This window comes from Aeromonas caviae (genome assembly GCF_000819785.1).
Classification (GTDB): domain Bacteria; phylum Pseudomonadota; class Gammaproteobacteria; order Enterobacterales; family Aeromonadaceae; genus Aeromonas; species Aeromonas caviae.
The window spans coordinates 82,457-101,663 of sequence record NZ_CDBK01000110.1 but is presented as its reverse complement, the minus strand read 5'-3'; the positions used below and the strand labels follow the sequence as shown (position 1 = coordinate 101,663).

General features: G+C 66.3%; 15 protein-coding genes, 3 tRNA genes and 1 pseudogene. 9 read left to right on the top strand and 10 right to left on the bottom strand.

Annotation, left to right across the window (positions count from 1 at the left end; genetic code table 11):
* Positions 1-1,934: sensor histidine kinase (locus tag BN1120_RS20255; protein WP_042017744.1), on the bottom strand; the 1,934-nt coding region annotated here is incomplete at its 3' end.
* 259 nt (positions 1,935-2,193) lie between these two features.
* Here BN1120_RS20255 and dsrO point away from each other — a divergent pair.
* The 3 genes from dsrO to BN1120_RS20240 are packed head-to-tail and all read left to right on the top strand — an operon-like array spanning position 2,194 to position 7,185.
* Positions 2,194-2,982, top strand: coding sequence for a sulfate reduction electron transfer complex DsrMKJOP subunit DsrO (dsrO, locus tag BN1120_RS20250; protein ID WP_042017742.1), 789 nt, complete (start codon positions 2,194-2,196; stop codon positions 2,980-2,982).
* Positions 2,972-4,078 carry an NrfD/PsrC family molybdoenzyme membrane anchor subunit gene (gene nrfD / locus BN1120_RS20245; protein WP_042017741.1) on the top strand — a complete coding sequence of 369 codons (1,107 nt, stop codon included), beginning with the start codon at positions 2,972-2,974 and terminating at the stop codon, positions 4,076-4,078. Before dsrO ends, nrfD begins: the two co-directional genes overlap by 11 nt.
* Positions 4,078-7,185, top strand: coding sequence for a tetrathionate reductase subunit A (locus tag BN1120_RS20240; protein WP_042017740.1), 3,108 nt, complete (start codon positions 4,078-4,080; stop codon positions 7,183-7,185). Before nrfD ends, BN1120_RS20240 begins: the two co-directional genes overlap by 1 nt.
* A gap of 56 nt (positions 7,186-7,241) precedes the next feature.
* Here BN1120_RS20240 and BN1120_RS20235 read toward each other — a convergent pair.
* The 7 genes and pseudogenes from BN1120_RS20235 to BN1120_RS20205 all read right to left on the bottom strand — a co-directional run bounded on the left by BN1120_RS20235 (position 7,242) and on the right by BN1120_RS20205 (position 11,528).
* Positions 7,242-8,553: pseudogene (locus tag BN1120_RS20235) on the bottom strand (endonuclease/exonuclease/phosphatase family protein).
* 82 nt (positions 8,554-8,635) lie between these two features.
* Positions 8,636-9,367, bottom strand: coding sequence for an EAL domain-containing protein (locus BN1120_RS20230; protein ID WP_042017738.1), 732 nt, complete (start codon positions 9,365-9,367; stop codon positions 8,636-8,638).
* Between the two features lie 113 nt (positions 9,368-9,480).
* Entirely contained in the window at positions 9,481-9,753 is a 273-nt protein-coding gene (locus tag BN1120_RS20225) for a hypothetical protein (RefSeq protein WP_042017737.1), read from the bottom strand.
* A 136-nt stretch (positions 9,754-9,889) separates the two neighbouring features.
* Positions 9,890-9,974: transfer RNA gene (locus BN1120_RS20220), tRNA-Tyr, on the bottom strand.
* 31 nt (positions 9,975-10,005) lie between these two features.
* Positions 10,006-10,090 (bottom strand) — tRNA-Tyr (locus BN1120_RS20215).
* A 42-nt stretch (positions 10,091-10,132) separates the two neighbouring features.
* Positions 10,133-10,217: transfer RNA gene (locus tag BN1120_RS20210), tRNA-Tyr, on the bottom strand.
* Positions 10,218-10,439: 222 nt separating this feature from the next.
* Positions 10,440-11,528: a ketoacyl-ACP synthase III gene (locus BN1120_RS20205; protein ID WP_041211217.1), complete on the bottom strand. Its 1,089-nt coding sequence runs from the start codon at positions 11,526-11,528 to the stop codon at positions 10,440-10,442.
* A gap of 200 nt (positions 11,529-11,728) precedes the next feature.
* Here BN1120_RS20205 and BN1120_RS20200 point away from each other — a divergent pair, with 200 nt between their 5' ends.
* The 6 genes from BN1120_RS20200 to BN1120_RS20175 all read left to right on the top strand — a co-directional run bounded on the left by BN1120_RS20200 (position 11,729) and on the right by BN1120_RS20175 (position 16,980).
* Positions 11,729-12,682, top strand: a complete 954-nt coding sequence (locus tag BN1120_RS20200) for a LysR family transcriptional regulator (protein WP_042017736.1) — start codon at positions 11,729-11,731, stop codon at positions 12,680-12,682.
* A gap of 128 nt (positions 12,683-12,810) precedes the next feature.
* Positions 12,811-13,422 (top strand): LysE family translocator, encoded by a 612-nt coding sequence (locus BN1120_RS20195; RefSeq protein ID WP_042017735.1) that lies wholly within the window; start codon positions 12,811-12,813, stop codon positions 13,420-13,422.
* Positions 13,423-13,600: 178 nt separating this feature from the next.
* On the top strand, positions 13,601-15,463 hold the full coding sequence (locus tag BN1120_RS20190; RefSeq protein WP_042017734.1) for a peptidase U32 family protein: 1,863 nt from the start codon (positions 13,601-13,603) through the stop codon (positions 15,461-15,463).
* Positions 15,464-15,580: 117 nt separating this feature from the next.
* On the top strand, positions 15,581-15,910 hold the full coding sequence (locus BN1120_RS20185) for a DHCW motif cupin fold protein (RefSeq protein ID WP_041214635.1): 330 nt from the start codon (positions 15,581-15,583) through the stop codon (positions 15,908-15,910).
* 36 nt (positions 15,911-15,946) lie between these two features.
* Positions 15,947-16,204, top strand: a complete 258-nt coding sequence (locus BN1120_RS20180) for a DUF1272 domain-containing protein (RefSeq protein WP_010673281.1) — start codon at positions 15,947-15,949, stop codon at positions 16,202-16,204.
* 110 nt (positions 16,205-16,314) lie between these two features.
* Positions 16,315-16,980 carry a class I SAM-dependent methyltransferase gene (locus tag BN1120_RS20175; protein WP_042017733.1) on the top strand — a complete coding sequence of 222 codons (666 nt, stop codon included), beginning with the start codon at positions 16,315-16,317 and terminating at the stop codon, positions 16,978-16,980.
* Positions 16,981-17,002: 22 nt separating this feature from the next.
* Here BN1120_RS20175 and BN1120_RS20170 read toward each other — a convergent pair whose 3' ends face one another.
* Together BN1120_RS20170 and BN1120_RS20165 are read right to left on the bottom strand one after the other, a co-directional pair.
* Complete coding sequence (locus BN1120_RS20170; protein WP_042017732.1) at positions 17,003-17,479, bottom strand: methylated-DNA--[protein]-cysteine S-methyltransferase; 477 nt, start codon at positions 17,477-17,479, stop codon at positions 17,003-17,005.
* Complete coding sequence (locus BN1120_RS20165; RefSeq protein ID WP_042017731.1) at positions 17,476-18,984, bottom strand: DNA-3-methyladenine glycosylase 2; 1,509 nt, start codon at positions 18,982-18,984, stop codon at positions 17,476-17,478. Before BN1120_RS20165 ends, BN1120_RS20170 begins: the two co-directional genes overlap by 4 nt.
* Positions 18,985-19,207: the final 223 nt, after the last annotated feature.

The window sequence follows — 19,207 nt, the reverse complement described above, 5'->3', positions numbered from 1 at the left end:
GATGAAGGGAGGGTTTCGGGGGGCGGCACGGGCAGGGTGACCCGGGCCAGACAACCGTGGGGGCTCAGGTTCTCCAGGCTGAACTGGCCGCGATGGCTCTCGACCACCTCCCGGCAGATGGCCAGCCCCAGCCCCATGCCGTCCGGCTTGTCGCTGTAAAACGCCTGCTGCAGTTCGGTGGCGGGGACGCTCAGGCCGGCGCCGTTGTCGCGGATCTCCAGCAGCAGGCTCTGTGCCTCGAAGGCGATCAGCAGCTCGACCCGGGCAGGCGCCTGCGCCGGTGCTTGCGCAGGGGGGGGAGCAGGGGAGTGAACAGTGGCGCGCGCACTCTTAGCTGCCCTCTGCGCCGCTCTCTGCGCTGCACTCTCGGCGCCATTCTTGATGAGGTTGACCAGCAACTGCTCCATCCCGGTGCCATCCAGAGGGAGTCGGCGCGGCTGGCCCCGCCAGTGCAGGGTGAAGGCGACGTCGAGCGGCGCCAGCATCTGCTCCAACAGGGGGCGCAACTCCGCCACCAGGCTGGGCAGGTCGCAAGGCGCGAAGCGGGGAGGGCGCTTCTGCAGCCTGGCTCTGAGCCGGTTGACGGTCTGGGTGATGCGCTGGACCTGGCGCCCTATCTGCTCCAGGGCCTGACGCAGGGAGGCCTGGGCGGCAGCCTGGGCCGGATCCTGTGCCAATTTGTCCAGTCGCAACAAGGCTCCCTGGCTGTAGTTGGCGATGGCGCTCAGGGGCTGATTGACCTCGTGGGCCACGTTGGCGCCCAGCTCGCCCAGTTCGGCGAGCCGTCTGGCCTGTGCCAGCTGGCGTCCCTTCTGCTCGAGCTGGTGGCGGGCTTTGAGCAGCCGGCGCTGGCTGCGGTTGAACAGGTATTGCAGCAGCAGGTGGTGGCCCCCCAGCAGCAGTACCAGCACCAGGGCACCCCAGCCCCACTGTTGATGCTGGCGCAGCCAGTGCCAGGCCGATTGCCACCAGGGGCCCTGCAGCGGGTGACGATCCAGCGCCTTGAGCAGACGGTCGATGGCGAGCTCGCTGGTGGGCACGGTCCAGCCCGCCGAATCGGCGGCGATGGCCGCCTCGCTATCAGCGGGCAGATCGTACAGCGCGCGGGTCACCGCCAGCGCCAGCGCGGGGGAGGCCCGCTCTGTCTTGGCGAAGGACCAGTTGGGGTAGAGCCGGGTCGAGCTCTGGCAACCAAAGTCGGCCGGCGCCTGATCGTCCAGCACCCGAAATGCCCCCTCCGCGACCTTGCCCTCCCGCTCCATGCGCTCCAGCTGACACACCGGCACGATGGCGGCGGCCACCTCCCCTGCCGCCAGCCGCTCGATGAGCCGGTCCAGCGGAAAGCCGGTGAACTGCACGGTGGAGAAGAAGTGCTCCAGCCGAACTCCCTGTTCGCCCGCCTCGAAACGATAGGCGAGGTAGCCGCCGAAGGCGTTCTCCGAGACGGCAGCGACCGCTTGCCCCTTGAGGTCACGCCAGTGTCGGTAGGGGGTCTGGGCAGGCACCACCAGGGCGGCGCCGATGGCGAGGTTGTCCCCCCCGGCCGGACTCTTGAGGGTGGCGAGCCAGGCCAGCGGATACTGGCGCGCCAGACTCACCGACTGGCCCGGGTTGGTGATGACGAAATCGAGGTGCTCGCGGGCGACGGCCTCGGCCAGTTCATCGAGCCCCAGCGGATGCAGCACGAAGCGATGGTCGGGCACGCGCTGTGCCAGCCAGCGCAATAGCGGTTGCCACTGGGCTCTGGCCAGGGCCGGGCCACGGGTTGCCAGCACGCCGATGCGTATCGGTTCGGCCAAGGCCTGCACCGGCGCGGCCTGGGATGGTGCGGGTTGCTGCCGGGCCGGCGCTGGCGAAGAGGGAGTCGGGGCGGCCTGCACCCGCAGCGGCAGGGCTGACAGGGCGAGCCAGAGCAGCAGGCTGAGCAGGGACAAGGGAAGTGGGGCGTGCAGGGGGCTCTCCTCTCGGTGCAAAGGGGGCAGTCTATCACTGGGGCGCGCGCTTGCACGCGAACGGGGCCGGGAGGGGCGGCAAACGCCGCCCCGGTCACAGTTCAGCAGGGCTGGGGCATTTTTTATTGCGCTGGATCAACCCGGCTCCCGGTATGTGGAAAACCACAATAGAGGCGACTTCCTGCGTTGAGGACAATCGGCCCAACCCCTTTCAAGCCAGCTCAGCAGAAGGAAAGATGCCATGGAGCCCAGCAAGCGCCGATTGTTATCCGGGATCGCCGCCCTCACCGCAGGGGCGGCCCTGATCCCCGTCACCCAGGTTCAGGCGCAGTCCGTTCCCGCTCCCCGCAACGGGCGGGCGGCCATCAGCCGGGGGGACGGTCGCAAGCGTTACGGCATGCTGATCGACCTGCGCCGCTGCGTCGGCTGTCAGGCCTGCACCGTGGCCTGCACCATCGAAAACCAGCCTCCACTCGGCCAGTTTCGCACCACGGTGAGCCAGTACGAGGTGAGTGACGTGGCCGCCCTCGCGGCTCCCGCCTCTCTCTTGATGCTGCCGAGGCTGTGCAACCACTGCGCCGAGCCTGCCTGCCTCGATGTCTGCCCCACCGGCGCCACCTTCCAGCGCGATGACGGCATCGTCGTGGTCAACAACGACTGGTGCGTCGGCTGCGGTTACTGCGTGCAGGCCTGTCCCTATGACGCCCGCTTCATCAACCACGAGACCAACACCGCCGACAAGTGCACCTTCTGTGCCCATCGGCTGGAGGCGGGGCTCTTGCCCGCCTGCGTCGAGAGCTGTGTCGGCGAGGCGCGCATCATAGGCGATTTGAACGATCCCAAGAGCCGGATTAGTCGCTTGCTGCGCCAACACGAGCCGGCCCTCAAGGTGCTCAAGCCGGAGGCCCATACCCAGCCGCGGGTCTTTTATCTCGGCATGGACGAGGCCTTCGTCAGCAAGGTCGACGGCAACCCGGCCCTGCGCACCCTGCTCACCGACGATGGCAAGGAGATAGCCCATGGTCATTAACGAACTGCTGGCCCCGGCTCAGCCCATCACCTGGCTGCCCTGGGCGGTGCAATATTTCTTCCTCATCGGCCTCGCCTACGGAGCCCTCTGGCTCGGCGCGTTTGAGCTGTGGCGCAAAGCGCCGGACCCGCGGCTGCAGACCCTGGCGGCGGTGCTGATGGTGGCGGCCGGCCTGGTGGCTCCCATTGCCCTGACCGCGGATCTGCACCAGCCGGCCCGGGCCTGGCATTTTTACGCCCAGGCGCGCTTTGGCTCCGTCATGTGGTATGGCGCCTATCTGCTACCGCTGTTCAGCCTGCTCTCCATGCTGTTCGGCTGGCTGCTGCTAAGGCCAGCCCTGGCCCGGCGCGGTGCAGAAGGGGACAAGATAGCCCGCCTTGCCCGGCTGCTCTGCCTGGGACGCTGGTCGGGGCACGTTTGGCTGCGGCCCCTCTCCCTGCTGGCGGCCCTGAGCGGGCTCAGCATCGCCCTCTACACCGGGCTCGAGACCATGGCGGTGGCGGCGCGCCCACTCTGGCATACCCCCTGGTTGCCCTGGCTGCTGACCCTGAGCGCGGTGCTGGGGGCCCAGAGTGCTCTGCTGCTGCTCAACCGCTTGCTGACGGGCTGGGGTGCCCAGACCGAGTCGGCCCTGCTGCGCCAGAGTGGCTGGACGTTAGGCCTGCTGGCGCTCTCCCTGCTGGGCTGGGCCCTGCTTGGCGGCGCCTCGGCGGCAGAGGCCGCGGCCCTCTATCGGCTCGACCCGAGCTGGCGGCTGGCGGCCCACTGGCTGTTGCTGACCCTGGGGCTGGCCAGCCTACTGATGCTGGTGCGGCCAAGGCTTTCTGCCCGCCTGGCACTCTGGGGGCTGGGGCTGCTGGGGCTGCACCTGGTGTGGGGCCTGCGCTGGCTGGTGCTGATCCAGGGGCAGCTCGCACCCAAGTACGGGGCCGGCGTCTATCTCTATGAAATCGCCTGGGGCCCGGCCGGTGTGCTCGGCATTCTCGGCACCTTCGGTCTGCTGCTGGCCCTGCTGGTGGCCCTCTCGGAGCTGGTGCGCCCCTCTGTTTCCTCTGCCATCAAGGCACCCACTCCTTTTGCACGCGAGGCACTCTGATGGATCACAGCAAACGCACGTTTCTCAAGGGCGCCGCCATCGCCGGTGGCACCGGATTGTTCGTCGCCGGTTACAGCGACACCCTCAAGCAGGTGGCGAGCGGCCTCGCCACCGGCAGCTCGGGCCAGCCGACCCGGGATCCCATCCATGGCAACTCGCTGGCCGTGGAGTACCGGGTTGACGAGCGAGGGGAGCTGCATCCCAACCCGGCCCAGCGGGTTGCCAACACCATGTGCCTCGGCTGCTGGACCCTGTGCGGAGTGCGGGCCCGCATCGACAACGAGCGCGACCAGATAGTGCGGATCCTGGGCAACCCCTATCACCCCCTCTCCGCCCGGCACCACATCGACTTCAAGACCCCGGTCAAACAGGCGCTGCTCGCCACCAGTGGCTACCAGGAAGGGGGGCTGGACGGGCGCTCCACCGCCTGCGCCCGGGGCAACGCCATGCTCGAGCAGCTCGACAGTCCGCAGCGGGTCACCCGCTGTCTCAAGCGGGTGGGGCCCCGTGGCAGTGGCCGCTGGCAGAGCATCCCCTTCGAGCAGCTGGTGGCCGAGGTGGTGGAGGGGGGCGATCTGTTTGGCGAGGGCCAGGTTGAGGGGCTGCGGGCCATTCGCAACCTCGCCGAGCCGCTCGACCCGGCCAACCCGGAGTACGGCCCCAGGGCCAACCAGCTGCTGGTGAGCAACGCCTCGGACGAGGGGCGGGATCACTTCATCAAGCGCTTCACCTTCAACAGCTTCGGCACCCGCAACTTCGCCAACCACGGTGCTTATTGCGGCCTGTCGTTCCGGGTCGGGGCCGGCGCCCTGCTGGACGATCTGGAGAAGAACGCCCACCTCAAGCCGGACTGGGACGAGAGCGACTTCCTGCTGTTCATGGGTACCTCGCCCCAGCAATCGGGCAACCCCTTCAAGCGTCAGTCCCGTCAGCTGGCGGCGAACCGGGCGCGGCAGGGCAAGCCCTTCTCCTACGTGGTGGTGGCCCCCAGCCTGCCCAACACGGTGAACATGCCGTCCTCCCCCGCCAACCGCTGGCTGCCCATCCGCCCTGCCACTGATTCCGCCCTGGCCATGGCCATGCTGCGCTGGATCATCGACAACCAACGCTACGCCGAGCCCTTCCTGACGGCACCCCATGCCGCTGCTGCCGAGCGGGCCGGCTATCGCGGTTTTTGCAACGCCAGCCACCTGGTGCTCTGCGACGAGTCCCACCCGCGCTTCGGTCAGATGCTGCGGGCCAGCGATCTTGGCTTGCCCTTTGAGGGGGAAGCCTATGGGGAAGGGGACGCCATGTTGGTAGAGGAGGCGGGCAGCGGCGAGCCGAGACCCGCCGGCCAGTGTGAGCGGGCCAACCTCTGGGTGGATCGCCCCATTCAGGGCCCCAAGGGGGAGTTCATGGTGAAGAGCAGCTTCCAGCTGCTGGCCGAGGCGTGCCGCGAGCACTCTCTCGCGCAATACAGCGCCGAGTGCGCCGTGCCGGTGAGCGATATCGAGGCGCTGGCGCGGGAGTTCACCAGCCACGGCACCCGTGCGGCGGTGGTCTCCCACGGCGGCACCATGAGTGCCAACGGCTTCTACTCGGCCTGGGCCATCATGATGCTCAACGTCATGATCGGCAACCTCAATGCCCGGGGCGGCGCCGTGGCGAGCGGCGGCAAGTTCGATCCCTTCGGGGCGGGGCCGCGCTACGATCTGGCGAGCTTCCCCGGCATGGTCAAACCCGCAGGGGTCTTCCTGTCGCGCTCCAAATTCCCCTACGAGAAAACTTCCGAATATCGGCGCAAGCGCGAGGCGGGTCAGAATCCCTATCCGGCGCAAGAGCCCTGGTTCCCTATCTCCGGCCCTCTGCTCGGCGAACACCTGACCGCGGCGGTGAACGGTTACCCCTACCGGCTCAAGGCCTGGATCAACCACATGGGCAATCCCCTCTACGGCCAGGCCGGGCTCAGCAAGGCCATAGGCGAAGAGCTCAAGGACCCTGCCGTGCTGCCCCTTGTGGTCAGCATCGACAGCTTCATCAACGAGTCGTCGGCGCTGTCGGACTACCTAGTGCCGGACACCCTGACCTACGAGTCCTGGGGCTGGGCCACCGCCTGGCACGGGGTGATGACCAAGGTCTCCACCGGCCGCTGGCCTATCGTGGAGCCAAGAGTCGCCAAGACTGCCGAGGGGGATCCGGTCTGCATGGAGTCCTTCTTTATCGCGGTGGCCAAACGGCTGGGGCTGCCGGGCTTTGGCGAGGGGGCGCTCAAAGGGGCGGATGGCAAGCTGCATGCCCTGCATAAGGCGGCGGACTTCTCCCTCTACGGTGCGGCCAACGTCGCCTATCTCGGCGAGCCGGTGCCCGCCATAGATCCTGAGGATCTCGCCTGGTCCGGGGTGGAGCGGATCCTGCCGGTGCTGAATGCCACCCTGAGTGCGGAGGAGGCGGGCCGCGCCGCCTATCTCTTCGCCCGTGGCGGGCGCTTCGAGCCGGCGGCCAAGGGGCGCGATGCAGCGGGTCAGCCAAGCAAGCGCTGGCCCAAGCCACTGATGGTGTGGAACCCCGAGGTGGGCAGCCGCCGCCACAGCCAGAGCGGCCGGTTCTTGAGCGGCACCCCGCGCTTCTTCCGCCCCCAGCTGGCGGACGGCACGCCGCTCAATGAGGCGTTCAAGCCGGCCCAGTGGCCGCTGCTACTCACCAGCTACAAGTCCCACACCATGAGCTCCATGAGCATCGGCTCGGATCGCTTGCGCCAGGTGAACCCCAGCAACCGGGTGCGGCTCAATGCGCAGACGGCGGCGCAGCTGGGGATCGAGAGCGGGGACAGGGTGCGGGTCAGCACCCCGGATGGCAGCGTGATCGGGGTGGCCGAGTGCGTGGCCGGGGTGCAGGCCGATGCCATCGCCATCGAGCACGGTTTCGGCCACAAGGAGCTGGGGGCGCGGGAACACTGGATAGACGGCCAGAAAGTGGTCGCCAATCCGCTGTGCGGAGCCGGGGTCAACCTCAACGATCTGGCGGTGCTGGATCCCAGCCGCCATGGCCGCTACCCCCTGGTGGACTGGGCCATCGGCTCGTCGGCCCGCCAGGGGCTGCCGGCCCGGGTGGAGAAGCTGGTATGACAAACCAATGAAAACGGGGCCTGCGGGCCCCGTTGCTTGTCTGCTCTGCGTCACTGTCACAGTGTGACGTCGACCCACACCAGGCGGTGATCCGAGCTGACTCCCTTGGCGATGCCGAGCTTGGCGTCATACACCAGGTGGTAGCCAGGTTCGAAGCTGGCCGGCCAGAACACGCCTGAGGCGACCGCGTTCAGGTTGGCGGAGGGCAGCACGTGGTCGAGCTGCAGGCCGCTGCTGCTGGTGATGCGCTCCGGGGTGGGGCGGTTGTTGTTGCGCTTGCACTGATCCGGCTGGCTGGCGAGGCACTCGGGGCCGCCCTGGCTGACCGGGATCAGGGCGCCGTTGGTGACGGCCTGATTGACCAGCACATGGTTGTGCAGCGCCTGAATGGCGGTGAGATCCCCATCGCCAATCTGGGGATCGGCGTTGAGATCCCCGGCGATGACGAACCTGGCGCCCTCGGCCAAGCCACCGGCCTTGCCGGCGTCATCCACCATGTAGCCTGCCCCTGCCACATAGTCCTGCCAGAAGGCTATCTCCGCCCGGTTGCGTTTGACGTTGTGGCGCGCCGCGTTGCCGAAGATGGGCGGAGTCGGGTGGGAGATAAGGAAGTGGATCACCTCCTCCTTGTTGCCACGCTTGATGCGCACCGGCACGTCGGCGTGGTTCTTGGACGAGAGCGGGAAGGCCTGCCAGGCGGCGTCGTCATACCAGGCATCGCCACACTGGCGGCCAGCCGGGATCGGCGCCTTGGCATTGTTGCAGTCGTCGATGACGGGGTTCGTTTCGCCCGGCATCTCCTTCCACTTGAATGTCTGGAAGGTGCGGATCTGCTTGGTATCGATGGGGTACTGGGACATCACGGCGAAGGCGTACTGGCCGTGGTAGTTGCCAAAGCCCCAGGCGTCGTCCGGCCCGTTGTTGACCTTGCCGTCCAGGTTGAGGTCATGGCCGCTCATCAGGCCGGTGTTGGTGGCGAAGTTCTGCAGCACCGGGTAGCTGATGGCGGTCACCTCGTCGTGCTGGGCGTGGGCCAGGTAGTTGTCGTTGAAGGCGTTGAGGTCCGTGGTGTCGCTGCCCTTGCCGTCATTGTCGAATTCGCTCAGCAGCAACACGTCCGGCCGGGTGCGCTGCACTATCTCGGCGATGTTGCGGATCTGCTGCACGTGGTTGGCCCGGGTGAACGTTCCCGGGTCGAGGCGGGCATCAGCCGCCCGGTGGCGGGCCAGCAGGGCGTCCTGCTCGGTGCGGGTCAGGGCGAGCTCTTTCCCCAGCATACCGGGTGCGGTGCGATCGAAGGCGAGATTGAAGGTGGCAAAGCGAACCATGGCGGGCCTCGGCGTCAGTGTGGCCGGGACAGCCTGCCATCTTTGGCAGGAAAATGGCAGCACCCTGCCGGATTTCATGGGAAAGGTACCCGGGTTTCCCCCGTGACACGCAAGCGCTCGGCTCAGGCCCAGCGGGAGAGAGGGGAGGGAATGGCGTAGGCGTAGCCCTGCTGGTAGTCGCAGCCCAGCCGGTTCGCCACCTCGATATGGGCCTGGGTCTCCACCCCCTCGCACACCACGGCCATGCCGAGTCGTTGCAGGTATTTCACCAGCCCCGTCAGCATGTTGAGGGCATGGGTGCTGCGCGCAGCCTGGAGCAGCAGGGAGCGATCCAGCTTCACGATCTCGTAGGGGAGCATCATCAGGCGCTGGAAGTTGCATGCCAGGGAGCCGAAGTCGTCACAGGCGATGTGGGCGCCATGGGCCCGCAACACCTCGATCATCTCCCTGTGCTGGTGCTTGATCCTGACGTGCTCCAGCACCTCGAACCAGATGTCGATCCCCAGCTTGCGGGCCTGGAGCAGCACCAGCAACAGCAGATTGCGGTAGGTGGGGCTGGAGAGCGCCGGATTGAGGTTGATGGAGAGTGCATAGGGGCCTTTTTGGGCGAGCACGGGCAGATCGCGCATGATGGCCCTGAGCATGACGATATCCAGGTGCAGGGCATCATCCTCGCCGAGGGCGGCAAAATCGATGCTCTGATAACCCTGGCTGCCGGCATCCCAACGCCTGGCCAGCACCTCATACCCCTTGACCTGACGATCCTGGCCGATGATGGGCTGATAAAAGGGGACGACGATATCCGCCATGCTGACCATGGCACTCACGGGATACTCTTCTTTGAACGCAAACATGGCCTTCACCTGACGGGAACATGGTTACGCATCATACAGGGAGGGTCTAAACGGAGGCTGTAGGAATAGTCTGATAATGGGCCCTGTTTGGGTGTGGGCAGGATGAGAGGGGGTCAGGGAAGAGCATGGCCCTGTGCAGGTTCGGCGCCAGCCAGGGGAGCTGCGTGCATGGCCTGGGCAAGCCAGGACCAGTCGAGCATGGGGGAACCCGCCTTGAAGCGCTGATAGGCACATCCCTGGCGGATGGTCAGGAAGAGGGTGCTCGGCAAGCCGAGGCGGTTGAGGTAGCGCACCATCACGTCTCCCTGGTAATCCCGCAGCCGCAGTTGCAGCTCGGGCAGTGTCAGCCCGTGCTCGCGACCCGTTTCATCCCAGATTTCAAACATCTGTGTGCACTCCTTGCGACATGAGGCTCCACTGTTTCTAAAAAGTGCGGGGAGGGCAATTGTCAGATCTGACAGCGCCATATGGATTCTATTCAGAAAAGCGAAAACCCGGCGCGAGGCCGGGTTGTCTGAAGGATGGTGGAGGGAGAAGGATTCGAACCTTCGAAGGCAGAGCCGTCAGATTTACAGTCTGATCCCTTTGGCCGCTCGGGAACCCCTCCACAGGGGCATTGCATATTGTGTTCAGGAAGATGGTGGAGGGAGAAGGATTCGAACCTTCGAAGGCAGAGCCGTCAGATTTACAGTCTGATCCCTTTGGCCGCTCGGGAACCCCTCCACGGGGTATTTTCCTGATTTTTACTTACTTGACGCACTTGAATGGTGGAGGGAGAAGGATTCGAACCTTCGAAGGCAGAGCCGTCAGATTTACAGTCTGATCCCTTTGGCCGCTCGGGAACCCCTCCCCAAGTGCGAGGCCGCATACTACCAGATCCGGCAAGGTTGTGAACCCCTTGGCCGCATTCTGACGACAAAAAAGTGTCAAGTGGTCATTTTTTGATATGTTTCGCTCAAAATTCACACTTTTCAATGACTTTTATGTCGCTGCCGAAACGGCGAGGGGGCGTAGGGGGCTGGCAGCCAGGAGCCCCGGGGCTCCTGGCGGATCATGGGGAGCGGGCGCTCGCTCAGGCGTCGGCGGGGCGGGCCTGCTGGCAACCCTGCACCGCATGGGCGATGAGTTCGAGGGCGCTCTGCTCGCAGGGGGGCAGCACCTCGTCGCAATTCGCGATCGGGGTGACGCGATCTCCCCATTTGATGAGGGCGGCGCCCCAGGTCAGCCCGGCCCCGAAGGCGGCGGTCAGCAGGTAGCTGTTCGGCTTGACCCGACCCTGCTCCAGCGCCTCGCACAGGGCGATGGGCACGGTGGCGGCGGAGGTGTTGCCGTACTGCTCTATGTTGACCATCACCTTCTCCATGGGGGCGTTCATCCGCTTGGCCAGGGTCTCGATGATGCGCACGTTCGCCTGGTGCGGCACGATGAGGTCGACCTGCTCGGGGGCGATGCCCGCCTGGGCCAGTACGGTGCCGGTGGCTTCGCCCATGCCGCGCACGGCGCGCTTGAAGATCTCCTGCCCCTCGAAGTTGAAGGTGAAGAGGCCGTCAATGTCGGCGAAACGCACCCGATCCGTACCGAAATTCGGCACGTGCAGTATCTCCCGCGCTTCGCTGTCACAACCGAGCTTGCTGGCAATCAGGCCGCTCTCCTGCTTGCTCGCCTCGATGATGACGGCGCCGGCGCCATCCCCGAACAGCACGGCGGTGTCGCGCTTGGCCCAGTCCAGCAACTGGGTCAATCGCTCGGCACCGATCACCAGCACCCTTTGCATCATGCCGGTCTGCACCAGGGAGGTGGCGACCGAGAGGGCATAGACGAAGCCGGTGCAGGCGGCGTTGAGGTCGAACACCGCCGCCTTGTGGGCGCCGAGGGCCTGCTGCACGGCGGAGGCACCATTGGGGACCAGCGTGCCCGGGGTGGCGGTCGCGAGGATGATGCCATCGAGGGCGGCGGCGTCCAGGCCTGCGCACGCCAGGGCGCGACGGGCGGCCAGGGTGGCGAGCGCCTGGGTGCTGACATGGGAGACACGGCGGGCCTTGATGCCGGTGCGCGGGTAGATCCACTCGTCTGAGGTATCCATGATGGTGCCGAGGTCATCGTTGGTCAGCGAGGCGGGGGGCAGGCATTTTCCCCACCCGGTGATAGTGGCGTATGTCATCTTGTCGTCGCTTGTCGTGATGGCCGCCCTGGGGCGGAAAGTGGCGAAATTATGCCGCACGGGGCGTTCACTGTCATCCTGCGGCCCCTCCAGTGTAAGGGGAGTGGGGGGAGCAAGACCGTGATTTTGCTTAAATTTCCGCTTCTCCTTGCCGTAAGATGAAGGCCCGATCCCGGCGGCCCCTTCCCGAGGTGACTCCTGTGCACAAAGCGAATCTCAATCTCTTGCCCACCCTCAAGGTGCTGCTGGAGACCCGCAATATCAGCCGGGCGGCGGAGCTGCTGAACCTGAGCCAGCCCTCCATCAGCAAGCAGCTCGGCCAGCTTCGCAGCGAGTTTGGCGACGAGCTGCTGGTGCGGGAAGGGCAGCGCTGGCTGCTGACCCCGCGGGCCGAGGCCCTGGCGGCCCAGCTTGCCGATTCCCTCGGGGCCCTGGAGCGGCTCTACGAGGCGCCGGAATTTGCCCCCGAGCGCTGCGAGCGGGTGTTTCGGCTCGCCTCCTCCGACTACGTGGCCCAGCACATCCTGCCGGACATCTGTGCGGCCCTGGCGAGGGCCGCCCCCCGGGCGGCGCTGGAGTACAGCCTGTGGGACAAGCGCCAGTTGCCCCAGCTCTGGCAATCGGAGCTGGACATGGTCTCCACCATCACGGAGCTGGTGCCGGACCAGATCCGCGGCCTGCATCAGGGGGAGGACAGGCTGGTGGTGCTGATGGGGCGCCATCACCCGCTCTCTGGCATGGCGCTCAGCCTGGAGGATTACCTTGCATGGCCCCACCTGCAGGTGAGCGGGGGCGGGGACAAGGACAGCCCGGTGGAGCAGGTGCTGGCCCCCCGCGGGCTCTCCCGCCGCTGGTTTGCCCGGGTGCCCTTCTTCCAGGCCGCGGTGGAGGTGCTGCTGCGCACAGACTGTCTGATGACCACCCCGGCCCATATCGCCTGGCAGCTCTCCCGGGAACATGCCCTGAGTTTTTGCGATCTCCCCTTCGCCACCCGGGTCCAGCAGTATCATCTGCTGTGGCACCAGCGCCACCACCTGGATCCGGCTCACCGCTGGTTCCGCGAGCTGGCCTATCCCTTCCTGCGGGATCACCTGCAATTCACCCTGGGGGAGAGTCGCAAGCAGTTGGCCCGAGGGCCGCAGGTGAGCCGCTGATGGCAGCGGGTTGTGCCACTCTATAGCCACTGGCTATGGACTCTATTCATAACTTTCACTTCTGGCATAGCGAGCCACCCCCTACCCTGATCCCGGGTGACAACAATCGACACGAAGGAAGAGAAGGTATGGAGCTGACGAGTTGGCTGGCGCTGGCCGCCATTTGCGTGATGGGGGCCATCAGCCCGGGGCCGAGCCTGGCACTGATCATCCGCAATACGGTGCAGGGAGGGCAGGGCCACGGGGTCGCCACGGCGCTGGGACACGGCCTGGGAGTCGGCATCTATGCGCTGATCACGGCCCTCGGCCTCGCCATCCTGATCACTCAGACCCCGCTGCTGTTCGATCTCATCCGCTACGGCGGCGCGGCGTTCCTCGCCTGGCTCGGGATCAAGGCGTTGCTGGCCAGGCCCGCAGGGGGGGAGGCAGGCAAGGAGGATGGGCACCCGCCACGGGGACGTCAAGGGGCGTTCGAGGGCTTTATGGTGGCCTTCTTGAACCCCCAGCTCGCCATCTTCTTTATCGCCCTGTTCAGCCAGTTCGTGCATGCCGACACCGGCTGGCGTGAGGGGGGCATCATGATGCTGACCGCAGGCGGCATCGATGCGCTCTGGTATGTGCTGGTGGCCCTGGTGCTCTCTCGCGGGCCCGTACTCGCCTGGCTCAAGGCCAAATCCACCGTGATAGACAAGGTGAGCGGCCTGGTGCTGCTGGGGCTGGCCCTCAAGGTCGTGATCTAGCTCCGCGTCGGGTGCCTGCGTAGTCGGCATTCTGTCAGGGCCGGGGAATAAGGGGGCCGCCAGATGTCCTTGTACCGGGTCAATCCTGCATTCTGCGGTGATCTTAAGCGGGATCAAGGCGGGGGGCGGGGAGTCTGGCTAGAGTGGCGGCCATTTGCAGCCCTTCGAACCGGACGTTATGCGCGATCAGAACCATCACAACCGCCTGGAGTTGCTGGCCCCGGCCAAGAACCTCGCCTATGGCATCGAGGCCATCAACCACGGCGCCGATGCCGTCTACATGGGGGGCCCCGCCTTCGGTGCCCGCAGCGCAGCGGGCAACAGCCTCGAGGACATCGAGTCCCTGGCCCGCCATGCTCACCGCTTCGGCGCCCAGGTCTTCGTCGCCTTCAATACCCTGCTGTACGACCACGAGCTGGAGCAGGCCCGGCGCCTGACCCATCAGATCTACGAGGCGGGCGCCGATGCGCTGATCGTGCAGGACATGGGGCTGCTGGCGCTCGATTTACCCCCCATCGCGCTGCACGCCAGCACCCAGACCGACAACCGCACCCCGGAAAAGGTGAAGTTTCTGCAGGACGTGGGCTTCTCCCAGGTGGTGCTGGCCCGCGAGCTCTCCCTTGCGCAGATCCGCGAGATAAGCGCCGCTACCAGCGTACAGCTGGAGTTCTTCATCCACGGCGCCCTGTGCGTCTCCTACAGCGGCCAGTGCAACATCAGCCACGCCCGCACCGGGCGCAGCGCGAATCGCGGCGAGTGCGCCCAGCTCTGTCGACTGCCCTGTTCCCTGCAAACGCCAGGGGGGGAGGTGCTGGTGGAAAACAGCCACCTGCTCTCCTTGAAAGACATGGATCAGACCGACAACCTGGAGGCGCTGATCGCCGCAGGGATCCGCTCCTTCAAGATTGAAGGGCGCCTCAAGGGGCTCGACTACGTCAAGAACGTCACCGCCTGGTATCGCCAGAAGCTGGACACCATCCTGGCGAGCCGCCCCGATCTGGTGGCCGCTTCCGCCGGTCGTTGCAGCTACACCTTTACGCCGGATCCCAAGAAGAGTTTCAACCGGGGCAGCACCGACTACTTCCTCCATGGCCGACAGCCAGGCATCGACTCGCCGCGCAGCCCGAAATACGTCGGGGAGCCGCTCGGGCGCGTCACCAGCGTGACCCGCGATGGCATCGAGATCGACGGCCAGGCCGTTGCCCTCAACAACGGCGATGGCCTCGGCTTCTTCAAGCCGGGGGGCGAGCTGGTGGGGATGCGCCTCAATAAAGTGGAAGAGAAGGCACAGAGCAAGCGGTTACTCCTGTCGGAACCCATGCCCGGTCTCAAGGTAGGCACCGAGATCTTTCGCAACCACGATCAGGCCTTCAGCAAGCAGCTCGAAAAGGGGAGCGCGGATCGCCGCATCCGGGTCGATATGCGGCTATCGGAGTGCGACGAGGGACTGCGGCTCGAACTTGTGGACGAGCAGGGCATTGGCGCCGCCGTCACGCTCCCCTGCGACCAGCAGCCGGCGGACAACCCGGAAAGGGCGCTGCAGCAGGCCAGGGATCAGCTCGGCAAACTCGGCAACACCCTGTTTGTGGCGCGCCAGATTGAGTTGGCATTCACTCGCCCGCTGTTTATTGCGGCTTCACAGCTTAACGGCTTGCGCCGGGAGGGGATCGCCGCCCTGGAGGCGGCCCGTCTGGCTGCCTATCGGCGACCCGAGCGGCGCATTCCCCTGCGAGGCGCCGTTTATCCCCAGCATCGGCTCTCCTACCTCGGCAACGTGCTGAACAGCGCGGCGGAGCAGTTCTTTCGCGAACACGGGGTGGGGAGCATCGCCCCCGCGTATGAGGCGAACAAGGAGGAGCGGGAAGTGGTGCTGATGACAACGAAGCACTGCATCCGCTACAGCCAGCAGCTCTGCCCCAAGGAGGTGCCCGGTCTCAAGGCCGAGCCCCTGGAGCTCAAGATGGGCAAGGAGAGTTTCCGCCTGCGCTTTGACTGCCATCGCTGCGAGATGCAGGTGATGGGCAGCCTGAAGAGAGGATGATTGCCCGAGTGGGCATGGGGCTGGAGCGGATTTGATGGCAGTATGGGGTGCGGCCTTGTCACGGATATCCCGTGGTGAGGCGCCTTCCCCCAGCCTTCTTCTGACAAAGGATCCGTCATGAACATCCATGCACTGCCGTTTTGCACCACGAACTGGGCCGAGGTCCCGCCGACCGAACACAAGGGAGAGCGCGGCGTCGCACGCTGGCACACCCGGCAGTTCGGGGAGCTGCGGGTGCGAATGGTGGAGTACTCCCCCGGGTATCTGGCGGATCACTGGTGCAGCAAGGGCCATGTGCTGCTCTGCCTCGAAGGGGAGCTGCACACCGAGTTGCAGGATGGCCGCGTCTTCACCCTGACGCCGGGCATGAGCTACCAGGTGGCGGACAACGCCGAACCCCATCGCTCCTATACCGAACTGGGCGCTCGCCTCTTTATCGTCGACTGAGCTGCCCTCTTTCCCCTTGCGCTTCAGGAACTTGCCATGCTTGAACTCAGACCCAACTGCGAGTGCTGTGACCGGGATCTGCCCGCCGACACGGCGACGGCCTACATCTGCTCCTTCGAGTGCACCTTCTGCGCCGAGTGCAACGATCAGTATCTGCACCTGACCTGCCCCAACTGTGGCGGCGAGCTGGTCAGGCGCCCGCGCCGCCCGGCGGCCAAGCTGGTGAACAACCCCGCCTCCCTCCAGCGCGTCTTCAATCCGGCTCTGAAAGCGGCGCTGGGCAAGGGGGGCTAGGGCCCTCCCTTCATGGGAAGGGCTGGGCTGGCAACTGGCTCGTCCCTGTGGCTCTTGACCTTCTCCCGGCGGCAGCCCCTATCAAGGGGCTCACACCAAAGGAGCAAAAGATGACGGAGCGATTCGAAGGAGAAGGGGCGAAGGCCTATGACAGCCGCATCCCCCTGCTGGTGCCAGGCTACGAGCTGCTGCACCAGCTTTGTGCCTCCCGGCTGATGGCCGCGTTGGGCCAGCAGGCCCGGGTGCTGCTGGTAGGGGTGGGCACGGGCAGCGAGTTGCTGCTACTTGGCCGTCTCTGCCCCCGCTGGACCTTTGTGGCCCAGGATATCTCGGCGGACATGCTGGCCCATGCCAGGGTGCGGGCCGAGCAGGCGGGCATGGGGGAGAGGGTGTGCTGGCACCTGGGCGCATTGCCTGTGGTGGATAAGCCTTGCGATGGTGCACTCTGTCTGCTGGTTCTGCATTTTCTGGCGCAAGATGCCAAAGCTGCGCTATTGGGTGATATTTATCGCCAGCTCAATCCTGGTGCTCCCCTGCTGCTGGCGGATCTGATGGCGCCCACGGACCCGCTCGAGCGCAAGGCGATGGGGTTGCAAGCCGCCCTCGCCGGTCTGCCGCTTCCTGCCTGCGAGCAGATGGTGCGCCGCCTCGGAGAGGATTTCACCTCCCTGGACGAGGGACAGACCCGGCGCCTCTTGCAAGGGGCCGGTTTCGCGGCGGCGCACCGCTTCTTTCAGGCGCTGGGGTTTCACGGCTGGCTGGCGCAGCGGCAGTGAGCCCTGGCCGGGTGGCGCCGGATCAACGAGAGGCCCTCTCCAGCGTCAGCAGTGCCTGCTTGATGGGCAGGCCTCCCGCATAGCCGGTGAGGCTGCCATTCTGGCCGATCACCCGGTGGCAGGGGATGATGATGGAGAGCGGATTGCGACCGTTCGCGGCACCCACCGCCCGCACCGCGTTTGGCTTGCCGATGGTGCGGGCGATGTCGCCGTAGCTGCGGGTCTCCCCGTAGGGGATGTCGCACAGCGCCTGCCACACCGCTTGCTGAAACGCCGTGCCCCTGGGGGCGAGCGGCAGGGTGAAGCGCTGCAACCGGCCCGCGAAGTAGTCCCGAAACTCGGCGAGGAAGGGGGCGAGCGCCTCGCCGTCCTGTAGCCAGTCCTGCATGTCGGGCAGCGGCCGCAGTCCGGCCAGGAAGTCCACATGGACCAGACCGCGTTCGTCGATGGCGACCAGCAGTTCGCCCTGGTCGGTGGGCATCATGTCATAGCGGATCATGGGCTCTTCTCCTCGTCTTGTGTCTGTGTTGGCCGGGTGAGCAGCGCCGGTTGTTCACTCATGGCGTGCCACAGCCAGCTCGCGGCATAGGCGCGCCACGGCTGCCAGGGGGCGCTGCGCGCTGTCACCTCTTTCACCGGCAGCTTGTCACCGCCCCCCAGCGCCTTTTGCAGCACGAGATCCGAGGCGGGGAAGGCATCCGTGTCGAGCCCGCAGCGCAGCCGCCAGTAAGCGACCGTCCAGGGACCTATGCCCGGCAGCGCGAGCAGTTGCTCGTCGCTTGCCGTGGCGAGGGTGAGTGCGCCGCTTGCGAGCGCCGAGGCCAGCCCTTGCAGGGTGCGGATGCGGCTGCCCGGCATGCCGATACCGTCGAGATCCAGCTCGCACAGCTGGGTCGGGGTGGGCAGCTGCGCGGTGCCGAACTGCGCCAGGGTGCGCGCCACCAGGCGCCCCATGATGGTGATGGCACCCTTGACCGACACCTGCTGGCCGACGATGGCGCGCAGCATCACCTCGTATTCATCCCACCCCCCCGGCAGCCGCACCCCGGGCCAGCGTCCCTGGATGCCGGCGAGCAGCGGATCCTGCCCCAGGTGTTCGCCGATGCGGCTCATGTCGGCGTCGAGATCCCACATGCGGCGCACGCGGTACAGGATGTCCGGCAGCGCACCCGGCGGCAGATCCCGCACCGTGAGTCTGAGCCTCTCCCCCTCGACGGGCTCGATGCGGATGAGCCCCTCCTGCTCGCCGACCCGGTGACGGCGTTCGTAACCGTGCTCATCCACCCGCTCCAGCCCCGGAATGGCGCGCAACCGGTAGAACGCGAGCATGGCCTGGACGTCGAACGGCGGGCGATACAGCAGGTGCAGTTGCAGGCTCGATTGCGGCGCCGCCTCGCCAGTCCCCCCTTCCTGCTTGCGCAGGGCGCCCGGTGTCATCCCATACGCCTGCAGCCAGGCGTCGTTGAAGCGACGAATGCTCGCAAAGCCTGCGGCAAACGCCACGTCCGTGATGGGCAGGCGCGTTTCCGTCAGCAGCCGTTTCGCAAGCAGCAGGCGGCGCGTCTGCTCCACCTGTTTCGGCGAGGCACCGAGGTGTTGCTCGAACTGGCGCCTCAGGGTGCGCTCCGTGATCCCGGCCTGCGTTGCAAGGTAGCCCAGGCTGTGCTCCGCCAGCTCGCCGCGCTCGATGCGCGCCAGCACCTGGGCGACGAGCGGTGGCAGATCGCCGCTCTGGGCCGGTGCGAGCTCGGGGCGACAGCGCAGGCAGGGGCGCAGCCCGTGCTGCTCCGCCGCCGCCGCGAAGCGAAAATAGCGCACATTGTGCTCGTGCGGTGCCCGCGCCGGACACACGGGGCGGCAATAGATGCCGGTGGAGAGCACCCCGGTGAAGAAGCGACCATCGAAACGCGCGTCTCGCGCGAGGCGTGCGGCGTGGCACTGCTCCCGGGTGAGACCCGGGATGATCTCGTCCCGTTGGGATGAATGCGGGGGCTCTGTGGTCATGGCATGGCTCGGGTTGCTGTGGGCATGTCCCAGAGACTAAGCGGGGGCGAGAGGGGTGACTAGCCAAAAACGGACAGGAATAGCAAAAATAGTGCGATCCGAGGAATCCCAGTCCTCCCTTTGTAAGGTAAGGGGGGCAGGACCCCACCCTAACCCTCCCCTTCGTAAGGGGAGGGGACAAACAGCTCCCCTCTGTGAACGGGGCGGGGTTAGCTCCTCCCCC